Consider the following 5,056-nt stretch of genomic DNA (forward strand, 5'->3'; position numbering starts at 1 on the left):
GATGTTGTATGTGAGCTTGAGTTTGTTTCAGGAGGCGCAGGCGGGGATGGTGATTTTGGCTATGCTGATTTTGGTGTGGGGGGTGGATTGGTTGAGTGGTTGGAGTCGCGGGCGGTGGGTTAGAACTTAAGTTGCAGTGTTTACTCGTTGATAATGGGTTCGAGTAGTGCCCGGCCTTTGCTACCCGGAAAAATCTGGCCTATAGCACCGACTCCTGGGCCACTGCCGATCCGCATCTACGACGCCGCTTTTATTTACATTTGACTTCGCCGCCGTCCCCCATTGTGAATGGAAAATCAAAAGTAATTGCATGGCGTCGAAAGTGATTCTGTGGCAGCCTTTTGCCATCAGCAAGGATCGCGTTTTTTGCCAGCGAAACTGTGATTAAAAAATTGAGCTTTGACTCAGCACAAAAAATACAGGGCGAATCATTCAAATGAAACTTGACAAATTAAACTCCCTAAAGGACGCACTTGCAGCAGAGCTTCTTCCACATAATATAAAATGCGTTGTGCACTTCAAAAATGAAGATAAATGGATGGAGCTTGAAGGAAATACTGTTACTGCAGCCTTGGCTCAAAGCCTTGAAAAAACGAAAGGCGATCCGGTTGCATATCATACAGCGAATAGCCTAACAGCTAGATACTATCTTGAAGATTACGATGCAACTGCTTCTTTGACTTTCACGAAATCGCCTCGACTAGAGACTCGTAAAAAATTCAAAGCGGTGATAGAGAAAATACAGGAAGGTGCCTCTAACGCCTATCGGGTGTCCCATCACTCACTGACACATTTACTAGCCAAAGATGCATTTAGAGAAAAGCTAAAAGCTCGCCTAAATAACATTGGAAATGAGCCAACCCCCGATTTTGAAGCTCAAGAAAGCGAACTACCAGAAATTCTTGCCGTAATGGCGCTAGACATAGATTACTTCAAACAGGTCAATGATACCTGGGGACACTTGTATGGTGATCAAGTTCTAAAAACCTTTGGGAATCGCTTGGAGAAGTGCGCCATACAAATCCAAAGCGCCACACCTTTTACATCAATAGATATTGGTCATCCATCAGGCGAAGAATTTTTAATTCTTATTACCGCAAACGAAACCAAGGAACAACTCCTAACATGGGCTAATCAATTTAGATGCTCTATATGTGACGAGATTCTTCCGACTGACATCGAGTGGCGGTGGCTTTGCAAAAGTGACAACCTATCCGCTCTAACTCCCCCCCCTATACCTGATCGAGGAATTACAACAAGTATTGGAGTTGCATTCCATACAAGCATATCCCAATTAGATTTAAGCGATGACCCATCGGCGGCGTTGCTAGACCTAGCTGACACGGCTCTTTATAGAGCTAAAGCAGCCGGACGAAATCAAGTTATATTCTACGATGAAATACTGTCCAGTTGCGGAAGAATAATTGAACAAGACCTAAGAACTGGAGTAGTTGCAATTGACATAGGATCAAATGTCGGAGTAAACATTGGTCAAGAATTCAAAGTTTACCACCCGACATTTACAGGAAAGAAAAAATTCTCTATTAACGACGGAAGAACAACGCGAACCCTTGGAATTTACCCTAGAGTCGAAAGCAGTCGAATTGTGGTATTCAACACACAGCCAGAGATATCATTTGCTTTTATCGACACATCGGAAAACACTAAAATAGAACTAGATGCCGGATCGCACTTAGAGGCAATTCCTGCCGGAAGCATTGGTCATCTACTTCCAAATACCTCTAGATATTTCGCCTCCGATTACGACTCACTTATAAGCTCCGACATCCATGCATTACAAGATTTTATCAAAAGCAACGCTAGCGGTTCCGAGGCACCCTTTGCAGTAGTTTTTAGATTCACTCGAGAAGGAGATTTTTTAAGAAAGTACGGCACAGCGGCACTAAACAAGGCGCTGGCTAAGCTTTACAGGGGCGCCCAAGTTTCATTCCCTCCCGAGAATATAATTGCCGTATTGGATAGTGGGTCCATTTGCATTGTGGGTTCAAACAACACCTACAGTGAATCCGTGATACTAAAATTCACCAAAGAAATCGCTGCGGAGTATCCCGCACTAGAAATTTCAGCAGGCATTTGCTGCGCCGACGATTTAAATGAAATAAATGAAACAGCAGAAATTGACTTGAATTCAACCGGAGTAATAGAGCTAGCCAGATTCTCCGCCTCTGAAATAGTTCGTCAGAAAGAAAATCCAATATGTCACTTCAGCTTGAAGACAGCAGTGACGATCCTACAAGCCTTGCGAAAAGCTCGCTCATTTGACATCGCCTACACCGACTTTAATAGGCTGATTAAACTTGGAGTTGAAACAGCTCCAATATATAACCTCGGAGGGCTGACAGCTGGGAGCTTAGGCCTGGATCAAAAAGCATTAGAGCACTATCAATCTGCGACCAACAAAGACCCATCTAAAGTAATCTATAAAACCAACTATGCAATAATCGCACTAAAAATGGGAGAGATAGATCTCGGTTTAAAAATGCTCAGCAGCCTTACTGAAGAAGATATCTCAAGCTTGGAAAGTGCGCATCCTTACGGTCATTTTGCGTATGCAATCTTGTTAGCCAAAGCAAAACTAGCTGAATCTCAACTATTCGATAGAGAATTATTTTCGTTTCTGGCAGGGCCTGCACTCGCATCACCACTGGCGGAGCAACTTCAATCTGCAGTCAAAGAGATAGAAATGGCACTCAACGAACAACCAAACAATCAATAACGCTTTTACACCTATGCTAGTACAAAAAAGTGTACTGATTTATTTTTCTGCGTACCGCTCAGAAAATAGATCGGTCACTTTTCCTCTTTGCATTTCGTAAAATATTTATTGAGCAACTTATAAACAAAGGAGATCAAATGCGGCTTTTTCACTACACAGATGCTGCAGCCGTGCAGTCAATACTAACTAACAGAAAACTGTGGTTAACGGACCTTCGTTTTTTGAATGATTCAGAGGAGATGCGTCATGGTTTACAGCACATCCTTGAGGAACTGAAGAGCGGCTCAGCCACCGCTAGAGTTAGTCCACGGTACGTTGAAGCTGCTTCGTCTTTTATTGAAGAAAATTTGACTTTCGACTTCGCAGACCTCTCGGAATCACCACATATATTTGTATGTTCATTTAGTCAGTCAGGTGACTTATTAAGTCAATGGCGCGCATATGGGGCTTACGCCATTGAATTTGACGGAGATCTTTTATCCTCAAATAAATCATGGTGCTTGTACGATTCAAAGCAGAAAAAAGAAAAAGCATTTTCTTCAGTTGTTGAGACTTTGCGCAAGGTTGGGCGATCTCATGACAGAAACCCTCACAGCATGGACGATGATGGAGTAGCGGCTTATGTGGATCTAATTAAAACGGCAGCGACATTTAAGCATCATAGCTTTGAAGAAGAGCGCGAGGTTAGAATAATTCGCGGTGCTGATTTTAACGATTCTTTTGAAGTGAAATTTCGGCCGAGAGGCAATATTTTAATTCCATACATCGAAGTTGAATTCCCATTTGAATCCATTAGGGCTGTGCACATCGGACCAATGCCGAATCAAGAAGTAGCATTTTGGTCAATGTCCTCGTTTGTTGGAAAAACTGACTTTGATTGGCATGCGTCGAACCCAAATGGGAACCACAACATTGAAGTCAAGTGCTCCACAACACCATTCAGGGCCACGTTATAAAAATTCGTAGTTATTCCTGCATGCCGGCAACGCAAGAATTAGGCAAAAAACAAAAAATACCAAAAAACTGGCAGACTTATTCTGAAAAATAAGTCTGCCAGTTTTCAAAAGCTTAAAACGACAATCGAGCTAATGTCCTAGTTCTCTTCAACGGTTATCTACCATGGACGATTAGTTGAACGTCCGTATTTCGTCATCCAAATCAAAAACTCATGCCCTGTGAACGTTATAGCTATGCGATCCTCTGATTTAATGATCAATTCCTTTCCAATAAGGAATGCAAGAAACCCATCCATCTCCCAGTCATCAAGCGCAGGCGTAAAGCGTTCCTTATAAGCAGACCATTCTCGTTCAGCTTCAGCGGTCGGCATACCAGCTAGTCCACGCTGGTTCAACAATTGAAGCAACTGGATCTGCCCGCCGAAGATATTCGAGTAGATATTCTCAAAAAAACAAAGAACACGCCAACCAGCGCTATCACGAACAAGAAACTGCTTGGCCTCAGCCATATCTTTGCCTTCGATTTCTCTCGTTACAGCTTCAAAAACCACTCCAAATACATGAGGAAAATCACCTACTGGAGGCTCCTGCAGCTCACCTTCATTAGTCGCCTGCTGCGCTTGCGGTGGCGATTCCATCTCGAACCCATCAGTTCCAAACTTTCTTATTCTTGGAATAACGTTTCGAATTTCGTCCTTGAACAAACATATGAGTACACAAAACATTATAAGAGCGGAATGAGGCCATCCTAAACCATTCCAAAGCGCTGCCAGCAATCGTTCTAACCACTCCCAACCTGCTATTAAACCTGAAACAAGTTCCGCCCAATTGTTATCGGAATCAGTTGTATTATTCATTGAATTGTGTCCCCACTGGCTTCGTGCCGGTAATCAAGAAATAGCTCACAAGCTTGATTTTCGCCACCTACGAGGCATGCAGTAGCCAATAGGGGACTTATTTTTCAGGAAATAAGCCCTCACCTTTGAGCACTTAAACAGCTCCGTTTAAAGCAACCCGCCGTAACTTCCCCAAGGCTACAACGCCTTGCGTCATTGCCTACGACTACGCCAGAATCCGCCGGCTTGTGCGTCTACGACGCGGGTCTTATCGTTTCCTGGTCACTGAAAAACAGTGATGGGGTTTGGTAGCCCCGGATTATCGTAGGTTGCATAAGCATCATGATGTGCAGTGTCTGAAAGACTCCGCGTCATGGTGGTCATGCACAGGGCGTCTTCGGGCGCGCCGGTTCCTACGTCCCGGTCTACCAACCTGAGCATGGCCGCCACCCATCGTTTGGTAGCGAGAGTGTCGGCTCCCATTTGACGATGTAGGAGTTTCACCATGATCAAACCAACACCCAACC

At 43.9% G+C, this 5,056-nt stretch carries 4 protein-coding genes and 1 pseudogene; 3 read left to right on the plus strand and 2 right to left on the minus strand.

All coding sequences use genetic code 11. The annotated features are described in order from the left end of the window. From C1X29_RS28040 to C1X29_RS29220, 3 genes and pseudogenes are all read left to right on the plus strand, one after another. Nucleotides 1-130 (plus strand): annotated as a pseudogene (locus tag C1X29_RS28040) (phosphonate ABC transporter, permease protein PhnE); the annotation flags it as partial. Between the two features lie 306 nt (nt 131-436). Next, complete coding sequence (locus C1X29_RS28045) at nt 437-2,737, plus strand: GGDEF domain-containing protein (RefSeq protein ID WP_102718934.1); 2,301 nt, start codon at nt 437-439, stop codon at nt 2,735-2,737. A gap of 137 nt (nt 2,738-2,874) precedes the next feature. Further along, nucleotides 2,875-3,693: a DUF2971 domain-containing protein gene (locus C1X29_RS29220; protein WP_146023278.1), complete on the plus strand. Its 819-nt coding sequence runs from the start codon at nt 2,875-2,877 to the stop codon at nt 3,691-3,693. A gap of 158 nt (nt 3,694-3,851) precedes the next feature. Here C1X29_RS29220 and C1X29_RS28050 read toward each other — a convergent pair whose 3' ends face one another. Both C1X29_RS28050 and C1X29_RS29565 read right to left on the minus strand, forming a co-directional pair. Further along, nucleotides 3,852-4,550 (minus strand): hypothetical protein, encoded by a 699-nt coding sequence (locus tag C1X29_RS28050; RefSeq protein ID WP_146023279.1) that lies wholly within the window; start codon nt 4,548-4,550, stop codon nt 3,852-3,854. A 261-nt stretch (nt 4,551-4,811) separates the two neighbouring features. Next, a partial coding sequence (locus tag C1X29_RS29565; RefSeq protein ID WP_218275704.1) for a hypothetical protein occupies nt 4,812-5,056 on the minus strand: 245 nt, incomplete at its 5' end.

This window comes from Pseudomonas sp. GW456-12-10-14-LB2 (genome assembly GCF_002884345.1).
Lineage (GTDB): Bacteria > Pseudomonadota > Gammaproteobacteria > Pseudomonadales > Pseudomonadaceae > Aquipseudomonas > Aquipseudomonas paraglycinae.

Bases quoted from the DNA above. Each gene is read 5' to 3' on its own strand.
- C1X29_RS28045 (WP_102718934.1), top strand. From the start codon at position 437: ATGAAACTTGACAAATTAAACTCCCTAAAGGACGCACTTGCAGCAGAG.
- C1X29_RS29220 (WP_146023278.1), top strand. From the start codon at position 2,875: ATGCGGCTTTTTCACTACACAGATGCTGCAGCCGTGCAGTCAATACTA.
- C1X29_RS28050 (WP_146023279.1), bottom strand. From the start codon at position 4,550: ATGAATAATACAACTGATTCCGATAACAATTGGGCGGAACTTGTTTCA.